This window comes from Neptunomonas sp. (genome assembly GCF_016744175.1).
Lineage (GTDB): Bacteria > Pseudomonadota > Gammaproteobacteria > Pseudomonadales > Balneatricaceae > Neptunomonas.
In genome coordinates, this window is the sequence record NZ_JADGEV010000053.1 from 1 (window position 1) to 17,277 (window position 17,277).

The following is a 17,277-nucleotide window of genomic DNA, read 5'->3' on the forward strand; positions in this document are numbered from 1 at the left end:
TGCAGTTGCGTGGGCCATTCGTAAAGCAGCGACACTGACTCCTGAACAAAGCATCTTAGTGAACCTTTCTGGTCGTGGCGATAAAGACGCTGACTACGTTGCAAACATGCTAAGTTTATAAACTGAAAAACAAATAGGAAGGGTTAGATGTAACGAATCAATTAGTTATTGATTCATAATAGATCTAATTCTTTCTATTCTACAAAAATTTTCCTATAAACCTACATTGTTTCCCGCAACATAGAACTTTAATTCTCTCAACACTTATCGAACCCTATAATTGATCAGATTCGGTCAATCGAGCATTCACTGAAAATGACATCTATAACCCATAAAGAAAACTCATTATTCAATCCAATCCTTATTACTGGATGCGTCATTTTATTAGTGAGCTTCTCTATTCGAGCCTCCTTTGGGCTGTTTCAGATACCAATTGCAACAGAGTTTAATTGGCTAAGAGCAGAATTCTCTTTTGCTATTGCTATACAAAATCTATTTTGGGGTATTGGGCAGCCATTATTCAGTGCTTTTGCAGAAAAATATGGTGACAAAAAAGCGATTGTTGCAGGTGTCGCGTGCTATGTCATCGGGTTAGTGTTATCAGCATTTGCTATTACCCCAGGCCAACACCAACTCCTTGAAGTTTTGGTAGGGTTTGGCATTGCTGGAACTGGATTTGGCGTCATTCTCGCTATAGTGGGCCGAGCTGTATCTGACAAACACCGTTCTTTAGCATTGGGCATTACGACCGCAGCAGGTTCTGCAGGGCAAATTGTTGGCCCACCTATAACACAATATTTATTACAACAAATGCCTTGGCAATCAGTTTTCATAGCCCTTGCAGGTTTTGTTCTTGTTTCTTTAGTTGCTCTTTTTTTTATGCGTATCCCTGCACCACAGAACAAGCAGCACAGCGACGAAAACATGAGCAAAGTAATTATGCAGGCAGTTAAAGATCCCTCTTTTGCATTTATTTTTATCGGTTTCTTTTCATGTGGTTACCAATTAGCTTTTATAACAGCACACTTCCCAGCATTTATTACAGAGATGTGTAGTGTGGTTACTCCCGGTAGCGTCATTCAGTCGCTAGGCGTTTCGTCTACATCAACGCTCGGTGCCATCGCCATCGCCCTAATAGGCGTATCAAATATTGTAGGCACAATACTAGCGGGTTGGCTTGGCAGCAAATACTCACGTAAGTATTTGTTATCAAGCATCTATTTGATGCGTACCATCGTTGCTGCGGTTTTCATTCTCAACCCAGTCACTCCTGAATCAGTAGTGCTTTTTTCTATATTAATGGGCGCGCTATGGCTGGCGACAGTCCCTCTTACATCAGGCCTTGTTGCTCAAATTTATGGCGTACGCTACATGGGTACATTGTACGGTTTAGTATTTTTCTCACATCAACTAGGCGGATTTATTGGCGTATGGCTTGGCGGGACAATGTTTGATTTATACGGTAATTACACACTGGTATGGTGGGTTGGTATTGGCGTCGGCGCTCTTTCTGCACTGGTTCATCTACCCATACAGGAACGCCCTTGGGCTGAACGGCAACCTCAATTTGCAGCATCGTAAACAAACTCTCACTGAAAAATGCATAGCGCTCTCTGATACTATCGAGCGCTATTAATTTAATAGGATTATCTCTGTATGACGGCTACCGCAATGAATATAATCGCAGCTTATGCGAAAATTGATCAAGATGACAGTGACCAACTTCAACAAAGAATTGCGCATTATCAATCCTCTGTTGATGCCATTACAGCACTAGGTATTACGCCTACTCAGTTAACCATTGAACCTCTATCAACTGACTGGCACAGTGAGCTACAACCTAATCATTTCCGTAGTGGCTGTGCTCCGATCATGGCACTCGAGCATGCTCAAAAACTAATAAAACAGGGGCATCAGGCTGTCATTATCAGTGGTGATGATGCTGTAAAAAGTGGCTACCAACGAGAAGAACGACACAAACTGATGTCAGTTTATGCTGATGATTACTCCATTGCCCAGTTATATAACGACCTCACTGATGAATTCATAAAGCGCCATAAGATTAGTGATACAACATTTCTTGAACTTGCCGATGCGTTATTTACTAACCACAGCCGCAGCCATGACATCGCCAAACAACAGCAACGCGCTCATTTCCCTACCCCTGATGCTAAATGGTTTAACCCTGTAACTAAACTGTTTCGTGGTGTTGATTGTGCTAATCCGTTAGTGGATTTCTCTGGACGTTTATTGCTATGTAGCGAGTCTCTAACTCAACAACTTAATGTTCACCAAAATAAGACTGTTAGCATCTCAGGTGTCGGCCTAGGCCTGTTGGATATTGACGAAGCACAACAACTTTCGCTGATTGCTAAGTATGAACATTTATCTGACGCCTATCAGCAAGCGTGCCAACAAGCCGGTGTAGATCTCAATACACTTATTATTGATAACAAAGTGCTCATGGAAATCTACACCTGCTACCCAATAGTACCTCTCGCATTTCTTATGAGTAGTGGACTAGTAACATCATTAAATGAAGTTCCTGATTTTTTAAATCAACACTTACTCACCATTACTGGTGGTATGAACTTAGCAAGGGCGCCATGGAACAACCCTGCACTCAATGGCTTGATCGAAATGTTTCATTTGCTTAACACAGATTCACAACAATATGGAATGGTACATGGCAATGGGGGCATTGGTTATCGACAAGGTGTCGCAATTCTCAAATCAGGCAGAGTCTAACAGGCCAATAAAATTACACCCTTATCCAAGCTTGCTCCTGAGCACATTTAAACTAGACTCTAATTAATTAGTTTACGCTGTGTTGAGGAGTATTTGCTTTGAAGCTATTTTCACTATTCATAATGATTCTAAGTACTCTGGGGCTTTCATCACCTGCTACTGCCTCAGATTCTGTTCTCACCTCAAAGAAAGTGCCAACTTCGGAATCAACTTGTAAACTCATCCGAGCCAGTGGAAATGCAGAATACCCTCCCTATCTATGGCGTGAAGGTAACTCCGAACAACTTTCAGGGGCAATCACATTACTTTTAAAAGAAGTAGCAAAAGAAATAAATACTGATATAGAAATCGTATACAGCGGGCCTTGGGGGCGTGTACAAGAGGACGTCGCTGCTGGACGCATTGATATGATTGCTGGTGCATTTTTCACTCTTCCAAGAACTCATTACATGGACTATATCTATCCGCAGATGATGCGCACCAAAACTGCTGTCTGGGTGAATGCTACAAAAGCACTCTCGTATTCAAAATGGAGTGACTTAAAAGGCTACCGTGGCGTCACTGTCATCAATAATAGTTTTGGTCAAAAATTTGATGAGTATGCAAAACAACAACTAAGTATAGATGAAGTGGGAAGCCTAGAACAAGGGCTTAGAATGCTAAGCGCAGACCGCGTTGATTATCTCATTTATGAGGAGAATCCCGGAAAAGCATATGCACAGAAATTGAACATAAGAAACCTTAAAACAGTCCCTTTAGAAATAACCCGCGAAGAGCTCTATCTAACGATGTCTAAGCGGTCTCCATGCAACTCCACCGCACTAAGAAGCAAAATTGCAAAAACGTTAAAAAGGTTCACTCAAGAAAAAAAAGCAGAGCTTTTCTTAGAGCAAGGTCATGATTTGTGGGCTAAGAGCCAGTAAGACCAATAATAATTATTTTAGAGATAACGCATGAAAGACACGCCACACAGTTCTATCAGTTATCACTTTTTACTGAAAATCCTTCCCGCTTTCTTTTTTGTATCATTGATATTCTTAGCTGCGTTATCGTACTTTGAGCGGATTACCGCAAAGAATTCTTACGACCAGCTAATGCAAGAAAAAACTGACAGTCTAGCCCTACTATTGGCTGAACCTGTTTGGCAATTATCTACAAAACTATCCAAGAAAATTCTCCAAGCTACGATGGAGGAGCCTGATATTTCATGCATAAAATTAGAGCAAGACTCAGATATTACACCAATGATAAATGAAGGAGCATGCGACTCTGAATTAACCGATATAGAAGAATTTAGCAGTGAAATTATTTATGTTGATACTCATAGCACAAGAAACCTTGGTACTGTTTTCGTCTATACAAAAGAAACAGACACATGGAGTAGTATAGCCAAGCAGATTAAAGCACTAGCGGCTCTTTCTCTCATTTTATTTATCACGATTATCATCATCATTATTATCGCCTTTCGTAGCACGATTATTTCGCCATTAATGCAGGTTTCTCAGTCATTGAAATTCTATCGTACAACCGGTCAACGAGTCCCTGTCGACTGGAATACAACAGATGAACTAGGACAACTGATTAACGAATACAATAAAAATTTAATAAAACAAACTGAAACTGAGGCCGCACTAAAAGATGCACACCAGACTACGGCAACAGCCTTATCAGACCTTAAACAAGCTCACTCAAGTATGATTCAATCTGAAAAAATGGCATCTCTCGGTAGCCTCGTCGCGGGTATTGCTCATGAAATCAACACCCCTCTAGGTAATAGCTTGACTGTAGCGACATCTGTTTCAGATATAACACGTAAAATAAAAATAGATATAGATGCAGGGACACTCACAAAGTCTGCGTTAGATAACTTTGTTGAGTCGATTACAGAGGCATCTACTATTTTGGAGCGCAATTTACATACAGCGGCCAAACAAATACGAAACTTTAAAAATGTGGCTGTTGACCAAACCAGTGAAAAGCGACGCTTATTCGATGTCAAACAAGTCGTGGAAGAAGTTATTTATACATTAAACCCTCAAATAAAACACACGCCCTACCGAGTTGAAGTATCAATACCTTCAGGCATCAATATGAATAGCTACCCAGGGCCATTGGGGCAAATCATAACGAACTGCTTTAATAATGCTCTATTACATGGCTTTGAAGCGAAAAAAAGCGGCCTTATTAGCATTAAAGCCAGCCTGATGAATGAAGGCTGGTTGTCGCTCGATATATCAGATGATGGGCAAGGCATGGCACTAGAAGAATGCATGAAGGCATTCGATCCGTTTTATACAACTAAACTTGGTAGTGGTGGTTCTGGCTTAGGGCTAAATCTAGTCTATAATCTAACGACAACCATTCTTGGTGGAGCTGTTGATATCAAAAGTACAATAAACATGGGTGTTACTCTCAGCTTTAAACTTCCAATTAATGCACCCTGCGCATATAAGACTCAAGGCAATCTATAGGTATGCTGACTCCAGAAAATAATGACCAAATTAACTTTGCGAATGAAGACAAATCAGACACGTCTGTTTCGAATAGTGATCATTGGCGTATATTAGTTGTTGATGACGAGTCAGAGGTTCATGAAGCAACACGTTTCGCATTAAAGAATCAAATGATCCTAGGTAAACCCCTAGATATCACTAGCGCTTATTCGGCTGAAGAGGCAAAGCGCTACCTAGAACAAGATGAACAGTTCGCCTGCATTTTACTTGATGTGGTGATGGAAACTCCGGATGCAGGTTTATTACTTGTGGGGTTTATTCGAGATACGCTTAAAGAAGACACGTCTCGAATCATTCTTCGAACAGGCCAACCTGGCTATGCGCCCGAAATAGACGTCATAGAAAGATATGATATAAATGATTACAAGTCGAAAGATGAATTAACCCGAAATCACTTAATTACAGCACTGACCTCCTCTATACGTTCTTTTCAGCAGATTAAAACAATCAAAGCAAACAAGACCGGTCTTGCAATGATCATTGACGGCGCTCCGAACCTTTTTCGTGAAAGAGCGGTAGGCTCATTCGCACAAGGGGTTCTTTTGCAGCTTTGTAGCTTATTACAAATTGAAAACAACGGCTTTCTTTGCTGCCATGAAGATATTGACACACATGTTATTAAAGTCCTTGCGGCATACGGTAACTACTCATCGCTGAATGGAAAAGTGCTTAATTCACATGAACACACTGCTCTGAATGAGGAAATCATTCATGTTTTGAATACAAAAAAGCATCTCTTCAGTGAGCATCACGTTATGCTTTATATGCAGTCACCACACTCAGACACCCTCGTTGTACGAGTAGAGACGACGCGTCAATTAACAGAAATTGATTTACACTTGCTTGAATTATTTTCTGTAAGCATTTCAGTGGGCTTCGACAATGCACGGCTTTTTGAAAAAATGGAGGAGCTTGCATACGTAGATGCTTTGACAAAACTACCCAATAGAACAGGCTTGATCTATCAGTTAACAAAGCAAATTAACAGTCAATCAGATTTCACCATTTTATTGGCTGACATTGATACTTTCCAAACAGTCAACGACGGCCTAGGCTATCAAATTGGTGACCAAACAATAAAAGTAATGGCCAAGCACCTGATCAAAATGTTTGGGCCAAGCTGCATGGTTGGCAGAATATCAGCCGATACTTTTTGTATTGGATTAGATACTACTGATAAGGCGATTATTGCTAAAAAGTTAGAGGCACTAGAAGCCTCTCTTGAACAAAGCTTTTCTATAGAAGGTTATGAAATCCCTTTAAGCCTGACCATTGGCATGGCCATGTACCCACAGCACGGGAAGGATGCTGCCACATTATTACAAAATGCTAGCATCGCGCTTAAATACGCAAAAAGAAAACACCGTGCGGGTTATTCCGAATTTGGCCATGAATTTGAACAAGAGTTACAGCAGCGCTTACACATGGCAGCAGAACTTAGACATTGCGTTGAACGTAATGAACTGCACCTCATGTATCAAGCTCAAATTTGTCTGAAAACAAAAAGAATACTTGGAGCTGAGGCCCTTGTACGCTGGACTCAGAAAGGGGTAGTCATTCCTCCTAACGAATTCATATCTACTGCTGAATCATCGGGTTACATTGTACCTATGGGTTACTGGATTCTTGAAGAAGCGTGCAGGCAACAAACACAATGGAAAGAAGAATTAGGGTATGAAATTGTTATTGCGGTCAATGTATCTATACGACAACTTAAAGACCCGCAATTCTTGAAACGTACTGATCTTATCTTGGAAAGAACCGGAATAAACCCCACTTCATTAGAGATTGAAGTGACTGAGTCCATGATGATGGAAGATAACAATGCGCTGCATGTAGTGCTTAATGCTATCAGAAAACGAGGGATACATGTTGCTTTAGATGATTTTGGAACGGGTTACTCATCTCTGAGTTACCTCCAACAACTACCTATTGATCACCTTAAGATTGACCAGTCATTTATCAATAAAATTACTCAAAGCAGTGAAGACAGTGCAATTGCTGCACTGATGATCAGTATTGGTGATCTACTCAACCTTAAAGTTATCGCAGAAGGCGTCGAAACGCTTGAACAGCAAGAAGAACTCATAAAGCTGGGCTGTTGCGAAGCTCAAGGTTATTTATACTCTAGGCCTATTACAAAAGAAGCATTTAGAGAATTATTAGTGTCCATGAATCAATAAACCATGGGCTACTCTTAAACAACTAAAGTCACTAAGTATCGGGAAAGGTTATTTTTATACATCTATTAGGGTGTAGCGCGTCGGTAGCGTTTATGTAGAATCCCGACGCGTTTAACATATGCTTGTGTTTCAGCATAAGGAGGAATGCCATCGTACTTCTTCACAGCTCCAGGTCCTGCATTATAAGCTGCAGTCGCACGCGAAATATCTCCTTGGTACAAAGAAAGCAACTCACCTAAATATTTAACCCCCCCCTGAATATTTTGCCCTGGATCTAGTGCATTATTAACACCTAACTCTTTTGCTGTTGCAGGCATAAGTTGCATCAAACCTTGAGCTCCCTGACTAGAAACAGCAAGAGAATTAAAAGCTGATTCAGCATGCATAACAGCTCGAACCAAAGCAGGATCTACGGCGTATTGTTTCGCACTATTACGAACATCTTTGATATAAGCAGTAAGGTTTAAAGGCGTTTTATACCAGTTAACACTAGATCGCGGGTTACAAGCAAAACATGCGAATTTTAGAGTGGCAAACGCTATGCCTTTTTTAGGTTTTTTATTAGTAAAGGTTAGAACACCATTTGCTTCTCGGTACTTGTAGATTGACTCATAAGACGTTTTTTTTCTGGCTCCATTACTAGAACGGACCTCTACCCTTTCACCCTTTTTAGATACATTAGTGTATTCGATGACACCATCCGCACGAACAACTTTACGTATACCTTCAGCAGCAAACAACGAGCTACTTAAAAGCACACTCCCAACAATCATAGACCCTATAAACCTAACCCTGCTGGCACTTATAAACGGCTTAATCAACCAATTATCCCTATAAAAATCTGATGATTTCAAATCAGATAAGCTTAAAAAACAACATAAACAACCGATTATTTGTCTTTATGAAATGTTCTTATAATATAGCCAAAAATACTACATTCAGCGACTCTGCCACAGCAGATAAGTATGATAACGGTACATCCAGACTCAACCTCAAATTTTCAATGCCGTTTCACACTTTATTTCACGAAGTGCAAAATTGGAATGTACTTGGGAAATACCTTCCAAAGGGAATACTTTATCATTTAAAAACTGATCATAAGCTTTGATATCAGAAACCATTACACGTAACACAAAATCCGCATTTCCTGTCACTGCATAGCATTGCAAAACTTCTTCACAAACAGCCATAGCCTCTTCAAACGCTTTAGTGTGAATAACAGAATGTCGCAACAATGACACCATCACCAAAACACATAAGCCCTGCTGCACCAAATCGGCATCAACCAGTGCCGCGTATTTGCGAATAGCTTTTGACTCTTCTAATGCTTTAACTCGACGCCAACAGGCAGCAGCAGACAATCCAACCTCATCTGCTAAATGCTGATTACTAATTCGTCCGTCCTGCTGGAGAATTCGTAAAATATGCTTATCAAAAGAATCCATATAAAAAAACCCACCAATTAAGAAAGAATTTCTCTTAATAGCAACAATAAATGAAAGAATATTCCATATTATTGCAACTTTACACACTAATAAGAAAGCACCTTTCTAAAAAAAACACCTAAACTGGTTAAATAATTAACAATAAAAGCAGCCCTCACAATGACAAGCCCAACATCCACATCAGGCAGCCCTGCACCAGTAACACCACGTGCAGATGCCACTACAACCATAGCCACACCCGATCAACTAGATAACTACGCTCTTAATGACCGTTATACACGTACTCAAGGGCGAGTATTTCTAACGGGTACACAAGCACTCGTACGTATTCCATTAGTGCAAGCACAGTTAGATAAACAAAATGGCCTGAATACAGGTGGCTTTATCAGTGGATATAGAGGTTCACCTCTAGGTGGTTATGATCAGGCGTTATGGGCTGCTAAGCCATTATTAAAACAACACAATGTTGAGTTCATCCCTGCCATCAATGAAGACTTGGCAGCAACGCTTGTTCTGGGTACTCAACAAGTTGAAACAGATCCAGACAAAAATGTCGATGGTGTATTTTCTATTTGGTACGGAAAAGGTCCCGGTGTTGATCGTGCAGGTGATGCGCTAAAACACGGTAATACTTACGGAAGCTCACCTCATGGTGGTGTCTTAGTCATTGCGGGTGATGACCACGGTTGTGTTTCTTCTTCTATGCCGCACCAGTCTGACGTTGCTTTTATGGCTTGGTTTATGCCGACTATTAACCCTGCTAGCATTGCCGAATATGAAGAATTTGGCTTATGGGGATATGCCCTGTCTCGTTTTTCAGGAATGTGGGTGGGTTTCAAAGCCATCTCAGAAACCGTAGAGAGTGCTTGTAGTGTTGAATTAAAAGCCCTCCCGACATTCAACATTCCAGACGATTTTACGTCACCCGCTCAAGGCTTGCATTATCGGTGGCCTGACCTTCCTGGCCCACAACTAGAAACGCGTATCGAGCACAAGCTTGCAGCAGTGCAAGCCTTTGCCAGAGCGAACCCCATTGATAAAAAAGTGATTACCTCTGCCAACCCTAAACTAGGTATTGTTAGTACCGGAAAGGCACACTTGGACTTAATGGAAGCCCTTCAGTTGCTTGGCCTATCTGAACAAGTACTATCTAATTTGGGTATTGAAATATTTAAAGTAGGAATGGTATGGCCGCTTGAAAAGAACGGCATGCTGGATTTTGTTCATGGCAAGCAAGAGATCTTAGTTGTAGAAGAAAAGCGTGGCATTATTGAAAGCCAAATTAAAGAAGCGATGTCAGAACCTGACCGCCCAGGAGAAGTATTAATTACGGGTAAGCAAGATGAAAATGGCCAGCCATTGATTCCTTACGTGGGCGAACTGAGCCCTTCTTTACTCGCCTCTTTTCTTGCCGCACGTCTACAGCGCTTATTTGACTTAACTTTTACCGATGAACTTGAGCAGATTAAGGAATCAGGTGTCACTGTAAAAGATCCAGGTGGTGTACGCCGCATGCCCTACTTCTGTTCAGGTTGCCCACACAACCGTTCAACAAAAGTACCTGAGGGCAGCAAAGCACTTGCAGGAATCGGTTGTCATTTTATGGCGTCATGGATGGGACGTGATACAGAGTCTCTTATTCAAATGGGTGGCGAAGGTGTTAACTGGGCGAGCAAATCTCTTTTCACTGGTAATGGTCATATTTTCCAGAACCTTGGAGAAGGCACTTACTTTCATTCAGGTTCGATGGCAATCCGTCAGTCAATTGCTGCCGGCTCTAATATCACCTATAAGATTCTATTCAATGATGCGGTTGCCATGACAGGGGGGCAGCCCGTCGATGGACAAATTACTGTGCCGGCCATTGCACAACAAGTTCATTCAGAAGGTGCTAAACGTGTTGTCGTACTCAGTGATGAACCCGAGAAATATAACGGCCATGAAAGCGAGTTTCCAAAAGCGACGAGCTTTTTTCACCGTGATAAACTTGATTCCGTTCAGCGAGAGTTACGCGAAATAAAAGGCGTAACCGTTCTTATTTATGACCAAACCTGTGCAGCTGAAAAGCGACGTCGTCGTAAACGTGGCCAGTTCCCTGATCCTGCCAAGCGCGTCATGATTAACCATCATGTTTGCGAAAGCTGTGGCGACTGCTCTGTGCAATCTAACTGTTTATCCATCGTGCCTCGTGTCACAAAAATGGGGGTTAAACGTCAGATTGACCAGTCTTCTTGCAATAAAGACTTCAGTTGCGTTAATGGCTTCTGCCCAAGCTTTGTCACTATTGAAGGTGGACAACTACGCAAACCCACAGGCCTCAGTGCTGATGCTGTCACTGAGCAGCTCAGCAAAATACCAAGCCCTCTTATTCCACCACTGAGTGGAACCTATGATCTACTCGTCAGTGGTGTGGGCGGCACAGGTGTTGTAACTGTAGGAGCGCTAATCACTATGGCTGCTCACCTAGAAGGTAAAGGCTCAAGCGTACTCGACTTTATGGGGTTTGCTCAAAAAGGGGGGGCCGTACTCAGCTATGTGCGCGTGGCACCTTCACCTGAGAATATTCATCAGGTGCGAACTGATCACGGCCGTGCAGATGCACTTATCGCGTGTGACATGGTGGTGGCGTCTTCAGCTAAAGCACTGGACGTGCTGCGCCACAACCACACGAAGGCAGTTGTTAACCTTGCTGAAATGGCGACGGCTGATCATGTACTTTATCGCGATGCCGATATTGAAAGCAGTAAGCGTGTAAATCTACTTGCTGATGCCGTAGGAGACAGTCAATTCTCCACTTTGGATGCCAATAACCTAGCACTGCATTTATTAGGTGATACGGTTTTTTCAAATGTAATGATGCTTGGTTACGCATGGCAAAAAGGCCTTATCCCTATATCTCAAACAGCACTGATTCGCGCGATCGAGCTCAACGCCGTGGCTGTTGAAAAGAACAAAACAGCCTTCAATTGGGGACGATTAGCCGCAACAGTGCCTGACTATGTCACTCACGCAGCAAACCCGAAACCCAGCCAAGCAGCTGAAACGCTTGATCAAAAAATAGAGCGTTTAACAAATACACTAATAAGCTACCAAAACAAATCCCTCGCTGATGAATATTTACAGCTAATCAACAGTATTCGACAGGTTGAAAAACAACTTCAACCTAAGCATGGCAACAGCAACGAGCAACTTACTGATATTGTCGCCACACAGCTATACCGCTTAATGGCCACCAAAGATGAATATGAAGTGGCTCGCTTGTACACCGATACCGACTTCCTTAAAGAAGTGGCTGATACTTTTGAGGGCGACTATAAAGTCAATTTCAACTTCGCTCCTCCTATTTTAGGTGGCAAAGTTTTGAATGGGCGTCCTGTTAAGCGACTATTTGGCCCTTGGATGTTGAAATCCTTACGAATGCTCGCCAAAATGCGCGGTATACGCCACTCGATACTCGACCCGTTTCGCTTTTCTGCTGACCGAAAACTGGACAGGCAGCTTTTAGCCAGCTACAAACAAGTGATAGCAACGCTACAAAGCGGAACTACACTGCATAATTACGATATCGCGCTACAACTTGCGAACCTTCCAAAAGAGGTTCGCGGTTATGGACCGGTCCGGGAAACAGCAGCTAAAAGGGCTGAGAGTCAACTTGAAACATTGATGACACAGTACCAACAAGCCATAGAAGGCGCAGGAGAATAGCCATGTTCGAACATCTGCAAGCGCTACCCGCAGATCCAATTCTAAATCTGATGGTGCAACACAGTAAGGATAACAACCCACTTAAAGTTGATCTAGGCGTGGGCGTCTATAAAGACGAACAGGGGCATACTGCCATTATGCAAGCGGTAACGGCCGCTGAAACGCACTTGTTAGCGACAGAAACCACCAAAACTTACATAGGCCCTGCCGGTGCTGAAGGTTTTAATTACTACATTAGTCGCTTGGTACTAGGGAACGAGCATAGTGCTATAAAAGATCAGCGCATCACCGTTGCACAAACACCAGGTGGATGTGGAGCACTGCGCATGGCCGCTGAATTTACGGCTAAATGTGCGCCTGGAACAACCGTATGGGTCAGCGACCCTACATGGGCAAATCACATTCCATTGCTAAAAGGTGCTGGGTTAAACATCACTGAATATCCGTATTATGATGGGGAAACAAAAGGCATTCGTTTTGATGCTATGTGTAGTGCATTGGAAACAGCTACAGCAGGCGATATAGTGCTTTTACACGGCTGCTGTCATAACCCGAGCGGTGCCGATCTTTCAAAGGCTCAATGGGATGCTGTTGCCGAACTACTCATTCGCAAAAACCTGGTTCCTTTTGTCGATATCGCTTATCAAGGTTTAGGGGACGGCTTAGCTGAAGATGCTTACGGTGTACGCTTATTAGCGGATAAAGCACCCGAAATGATGATTGCTAGTTCATGCTCAAAAAACTTTGGCCTATACCGCGAACGTACAGGTTCAGTTATGGTTATTGCACCTAACCAGAAACAAGCAGCTATTGCAGCGAGCAACCTCTTCAGCATTATCCGTGGTCACTACTCAATGCCACCAGCACACGGTGCTGCCATTGTCGAAACCATATTAGGTAATGCCGAGCTAACAAAAAGCTGGGACGACGAGCTGACCCTTATGCGCAATCGTATTCTGCAACTTCGCCATCAACTGGCGAACGAAATTGCAGCAACAGGATGCACAAAAGATTTTAGCTTTATACCACAACAGAAAGGCATGTTTTCTTTCTTAGGTATTACCAAACAGCAAGTGGCTCAGCTACGTGATGATTACTCGATCTATATGGTGGACTCTAGCCGTATCAATATTGCAGGGCTTTCGGCGCAAAACCTAAGCTATGTGGCACAATCGCTAAGCAGTGTATTAAAGGGCTAAAATTTTTTTAGTGAGACAACTAAGCATCACCTACTAACAATGGGCGATGCTTATTCGCGAAAGGTCCCACACCGCCGTTAATACTGATAAAGACTCACCCCTATCATTACAGTTTACGTAGACATATTCGCACCGTTCACCTGATATTTAACGTGCGCGTGCCCTTTTAATCCCTGCCAACAAGTATACAAACGATAAATTTTGCCAGATTGTAGCGATCTGCTACAATCCCTCTATTGCTCATCAACTTGGAGTTACGTCATGGCTAAAGCACATTCTCCGCTTCGCTTAGAAGCACATCTCGTAGAGCAGGCATCAATTTCGGGCAAACTGTTACATCGCTCTACAGCAGAGCAAATAGAGTATTGGGCTGATATTGGACGCAATATTGCTAAAGTGATTACCCCAGAGTTATTGCTTCAAGTATACGCGGGTGTTGCAAAAGTAAAGGTTGAAAAAATACCTGGGCCGCATATTTCCCCTGATGCGTTGTTTTCTGATCTTGAAAATGACCGTAAAAGCGGTGCATTACAGGAAAATATCTCAACAAGTGCCGTGAGATATCAAGCGTCTCCTCGTTACCCGGGATACCTCGAAAGAATTGATCATGACGGTACAGTAACCGTGGGACAATTCGAGAATGGTGATTTCAAACCATTACAGGAGAAGTCTGTTGGCTCATGCTGAAGATAAGCAGTTGTGGATGCTAGTGGGTGGTAATGGTTCAGGAAAGAGTACTTTCTATCGCAAATATCTAGAGCCCAGAGGCATGCCTTTTGTAAATGCGGATGTTTTGGCCAAGCAAATATTTCCTGAAGACCCCGAAGGTAATAGCTACGAAGCAGCAAAATATGCCGAACAAATGCGTGAGCAACTTCTGATTGATGGTGCTACCTTTTGTTTCGAAACGGTATTTTCGCACCCTTCCAAAATCGATTTTATTGCTAAGGCTAAAGCGTTTGGTTACCAAGTTGTGATGATTGTCTTACATGTAGAAACTTCATCGCTGAATAAAGCGCGCATATCACAGAGAGTTGAAGAGGGAGGCCATTCGGTTCCTGATGATAAAGTAGAGTCTCGAATCCCAAGGACTCTTGATAATATCCGCAAGGCGATACCATTGTGTGATCAAGTTCGATTATTAGATAACTCCAGTTATTCAGACCCATTCAAACAGATAGCTACCGTTCGGCCAACAGGTATTTCTTTCCATCAGAAAATGGTACCTGAGTGGGCAACAGGATTATTGATTGATTATTTGCCAAACCTCTAAACGATGCTGACAAATTGATCACCATGTGAGGTTACATGGTATAAGATATGGCAAACTCTAATAGTAATGGCCGGGCCATTGAGCATCTCCTTTCTTCCTTGAATGTAACACTTATAAAATTATCCGCTTTACCCGAACACAGGATCATAAATCAAAGACCTGCCCCTTTTAGCGCATTAGTCTTTTTTAATAACCTATATAAGCCACCTTGGATCTCTAGAGCCATCCCTCATCCCAATATCAATTGCGTTAGCAATACTACGACACAATTTCCAAATACCTAAAAATCTACCAATAAACCCATCTACTCCCTGCAACAAAAGTATAGCTTCTTCACGTGAAGCGTATAGATGCCTACTTCTTGCTGCTTTTTTATAATAACTTAGAGCTATCTTTCTATTCTTTACAACTCCATAGCCAAATTTATAAAATTTTCCAAGCCAATAATTTGCTGGTGGATAATCACGTTCAGCCAATCTATTCAGAATTACTAATGCCTCATCAAAGTTCGATAACTTCATATAGCACCTCGCTTCTCCAAAAATAGACTCTGCATTACCATCAATAGACCCTCTTTCAAAAAAACTTAATGCCTTATCAGTATTTGCTTCCGTGCCAAGCCCATCAAGAAGCATCCACCCAACCATCCTACAACAACTTTTATTTCCTTTGTTTGCCTCTTCCAAATAAATCAAACAGGCTTCGTGGTAATTCCCTTCAATATAAGCCTGATTAGCATTCTTAATATTATTTTCCATACTCTACTCTACATACATTTTTTACTTGCAAACCGGTAACGGTTGCACTGGCACTGTGAGGTATTCCAGTAACGAGCTTCGGCTACGTTAGGTGATGAAAGCCGTGGCTAGGTCTTTGATTTATGACATTTTAATAATGTCACTCACCTCTGAATAGTATAAAGCAATGTAATGCCTATTTCTTTCAACACTCGATCTATATGGTGGACTCAGCCATATCAATATCGCAGAGCTTTCGACGCAAAACCTAAGCTATGTGGCACAGCCGTTAAGCAGTGTATTAAAAAGCCAAAAGATGTTTTGTGAGACAAATAAGCATCGGCCACTTTAAAGGTCGATGCTTAAGTTATGATGCTAAAAGTTAGTTAACTAATTGCTAAATAGCGACCGAACCGTAGCTCGGCTCTGTTTGCGCATGTAGTAGCGCCGTTGCCGACCTAACTCCTGCCGAGATAGTGATCTCTTGATTTATTAGAGGCTCGCGCAACACATTAGAGCGCGCCGTATCTGTCCAGATGCCTTTACGCTCGTCACGCGGAGAAATGCCTATATGCTTGCGATAGCAACGGCTGAAATGAGGCGTAGACACAAACCCACATGCGGCTGAAATCTCAACAATAGACAAACTAGATTGCTTCAGCAACTGACGAGCACGATCTAGGCGTAATTTCAGATAGTAACGTGAAGGCGAGCAATCCAAGTGTTTTAAGAACATTCTCTCTAACTGGCGGCGAGATACCGAGACGAAGCTCGCTAGCTCATCCAACTCTATAGGCTCTTCAAGATTAGCTTCCATCAATTCAATAATATCAACTAACTTAGGCATCGGCTGGCCATTGGTATGCAACTGGCGCAATGAAACACGCTGTTGATCAAACTCACCACGGACACGATCGCAGATAAACATATCTGATACCGCACTGGATAACTTACCGCCATACTGAAGCGCAATATAATTCAAAAACATATCCATCGGTGTTGTACCGCCAGATGATGTCATACGATTTCTATCAATACTGTACAAACGGTTATTACAGCGAACTTTAGGGTAATGCTCTTGTAATGAAGCCAAACACTCCCAATGAATGCTGCTCTCATGGTCATCTAACAGCCCAGCATGCGCTAGCGCATAAGCACCTGTACAGATACCACCTAATGTATAGTTCTTGCGGCCCAGCATACGCAACCAACTCACCTGCTTCTGAGTGAAACTGCGGGTTATATCAACCCCACCAGCTACAATCACTATATCTAACGCGGGAGTGTTTTGGATCGAGAAATCAGGGGTGAACGAGAGTCCATCGCTTGCTTTAACTAAACAGCCATCTTCTGAAATTAATTGCCAGCTAAACAACTCCTCACCCGACAATTGATTAGCCATTCTTAGCGTCTCAATAGCCGACGATAAAGCAATCATAGTAAAGTTATCTAACAGTAAGAAGCCAACACGAGT

The 17,277-nt window shown here is 42.3% G+C and carries 13 protein-coding genes; 9 read left to right on the forward strand and 4 right to left on the reverse strand.

The genetic code is table 11. From position 1 onward, the window contains the following. The first annotated feature begins 315 nt into the window (after nt 1-315). The 5 genes from QZZ55_RS17475 to QZZ55_RS17495 all read left to right on the forward strand — a co-directional run bounded on the left by QZZ55_RS17475 (nt 316) and on the right by QZZ55_RS17495 (nt 7,444). A complete protein-coding gene (locus tag QZZ55_RS17475) occupies nt 316-1,581 on the forward strand; it encodes an MFS transporter (protein WP_293268709.1) in 1,266 nt (421 codons plus the stop codon). A 75-nt stretch (nt 1,582-1,656) separates the two neighbouring features. After that, the gene (locus tag QZZ55_RS17480; RefSeq protein WP_293268710.1) at nt 1,657-2,748 is read left to right on the forward strand and encodes a hypothetical protein; all 1,092 of its coding nucleotides are present in this window, start codon (nt 1,657-1,659) and stop codon (nt 2,746-2,748) included. Between the two features lie 98 nt (nt 2,749-2,846). Continuing rightward, nucleotides 2,847-3,671 (forward strand): transporter substrate-binding domain-containing protein, encoded by an 825-nt coding sequence (locus tag QZZ55_RS17485; protein WP_293268711.1) that lies wholly within the window; start codon nt 2,847-2,849, stop codon nt 3,669-3,671. Nucleotides 3,672-3,701: 30 nt separating this feature from the next. Continuing rightward, on the forward strand, nt 3,702-5,219 hold the full coding sequence (locus QZZ55_RS17490) for a HAMP domain-containing sensor histidine kinase (protein WP_293268712.1): 1,518 nt from the start codon (nt 3,702-3,704) through the stop codon (nt 5,217-5,219). Between the two features lie 2 nt (nt 5,220-5,221). After that, nucleotides 5,222-7,444: an EAL domain-containing protein gene (locus QZZ55_RS17495; protein ID WP_293268713.1), complete on the forward strand. Its 2,223-nt coding sequence runs from the start codon at nt 5,222-5,224 to the stop codon at nt 7,442-7,444. A 65-nt stretch (nt 7,445-7,509) separates the two neighbouring features. On the opposite strand, the gene QZZ55_RS17500 is transcribed toward QZZ55_RS17495, so the two are convergent. Continuing rightward, a complete protein-coding gene (locus tag QZZ55_RS17500; RefSeq protein WP_293268714.1) occupies nt 7,510-8,217 on the reverse strand; it encodes a lytic transglycosylase domain-containing protein in 708 nt (235 codons plus the stop codon). Between the two features lie 219 nt (nt 8,218-8,436). Further along, nucleotides 8,437-8,889 (reverse strand): Lrp/AsnC family transcriptional regulator, encoded by a 453-nt coding sequence (locus QZZ55_RS17505; protein ID WP_293268715.1) that lies wholly within the window; start codon nt 8,887-8,889, stop codon nt 8,437-8,439. Nucleotides 8,890-9,048: 159 nt separating this feature from the next. Between QZZ55_RS17505 and QZZ55_RS17510 the strand changes: the two genes are divergently transcribed. The 4 genes from QZZ55_RS17510 to QZZ55_RS17525 all read left to right on the forward strand — a co-directional run bounded on the left by QZZ55_RS17510 (nt 9,049) and on the right by QZZ55_RS17525 (nt 15,066). Then, entirely contained in the window at nt 9,049-12,594 is a 3,546-nt protein-coding gene (locus QZZ55_RS17510; RefSeq protein ID WP_293268716.1) for an indolepyruvate ferredoxin oxidoreductase family protein, read from the forward strand. Between the two features lie 2 nt (nt 12,595-12,596). Further along, nucleotides 12,597-13,793, forward strand: coding sequence for an amino acid aminotransferase (locus tag QZZ55_RS17515; protein WP_293268717.1), 1,197 nt, complete (start codon nt 12,597-12,599; stop codon nt 13,791-13,793). 261 nt (nt 13,794-14,054) lie between these two features. Then, on the forward strand, nt 14,055-14,480 hold the full coding sequence (locus tag QZZ55_RS17520; RefSeq protein WP_293268718.1) for a hypothetical protein: 426 nt from the start codon (nt 14,055-14,057) through the stop codon (nt 14,478-14,480). Then, nucleotides 14,467-15,066, forward strand: coding sequence for an AAA family ATPase (locus QZZ55_RS17525; RefSeq protein WP_293268719.1), 600 nt, complete (start codon nt 14,467-14,469; stop codon nt 15,064-15,066). The genes QZZ55_RS17520 and QZZ55_RS17525 overlap by 14 nt, the downstream gene beginning before the upstream one ends. Nucleotides 15,067-15,260: 194 nt before the next feature. Here QZZ55_RS17525 and QZZ55_RS17530 read toward each other — a convergent pair whose 3' ends face one another. Next, nucleotides 15,261-15,824, reverse strand: coding sequence for a tetratricopeptide repeat protein (locus QZZ55_RS17530; protein ID WP_293268720.1), 564 nt, complete (start codon nt 15,822-15,824; stop codon nt 15,261-15,263). A gap of 376 nt (nt 15,825-16,200) precedes the next feature. Further along, a partial coding sequence (locus tag QZZ55_RS17535; RefSeq protein ID WP_293268721.1) for a GlxA family transcriptional regulator occupies nt 16,201-17,277 on the reverse strand: 1,077 nt, incomplete at its 5' end.

Excerpts from the sequence above, each read along its gene's own strand:
- QZZ55_RS17475 (WP_293268709.1), top strand. The coding sequence starts at position 316 with ATGACATCTATAACCCATAAAGAAAACTCATTATTCAATCCAATCCTT.
- QZZ55_RS17480 (WP_293268710.1), top strand. The coding sequence starts at position 1,657 with ATGACGGCTACCGCAATGAATATAATCGCAGCTTATGCGAAAATTGAT.
- QZZ55_RS17490 (WP_293268712.1), top strand. The coding sequence starts at position 3,702 with ATGAAAGACACGCCACACAGTTCTATCAGTTATCACTTTTTACTGAAA.
- QZZ55_RS17495 (WP_293268713.1), top strand. The coding sequence starts at position 5,222 with ATGCTGACTCCAGAAAATAATGACCAAATTAACTTTGCGAATGAAGAC.
- QZZ55_RS17500 (WP_293268714.1), bottom strand. The coding sequence starts at position 8,217 with ATGATTGTTGGGAGTGTGCTTTTAAGTAGCTCGTTGTTTGCTGCTGAA.
- QZZ55_RS17505 (WP_293268715.1), bottom strand. The coding sequence starts at position 8,889 with ATGGATTCTTTTGATAAGCATATTTTACGAATTCTCCAGCAGGACGGA.
- QZZ55_RS17510 (WP_293268716.1), top strand. The coding sequence starts at position 9,049 with ATGACAAGCCCAACATCCACATCAGGCAGCCCTGCACCAGTAACACCA.
- QZZ55_RS17515 (WP_293268717.1), top strand. The coding sequence starts at position 12,597 with ATGTTCGAACATCTGCAAGCGCTACCCGCAGATCCAATTCTAAATCTG.
- QZZ55_RS17520 (WP_293268718.1), top strand. The coding sequence starts at position 14,055 with ATGGCTAAAGCACATTCTCCGCTTCGCTTAGAAGCACATCTCGTAGAG.
- QZZ55_RS17530 (WP_293268720.1), bottom strand. The coding sequence starts at position 15,824 with ATGGAAAATAATATTAAGAATGCTAATCAGGCTTATATTGAAGGGAAT.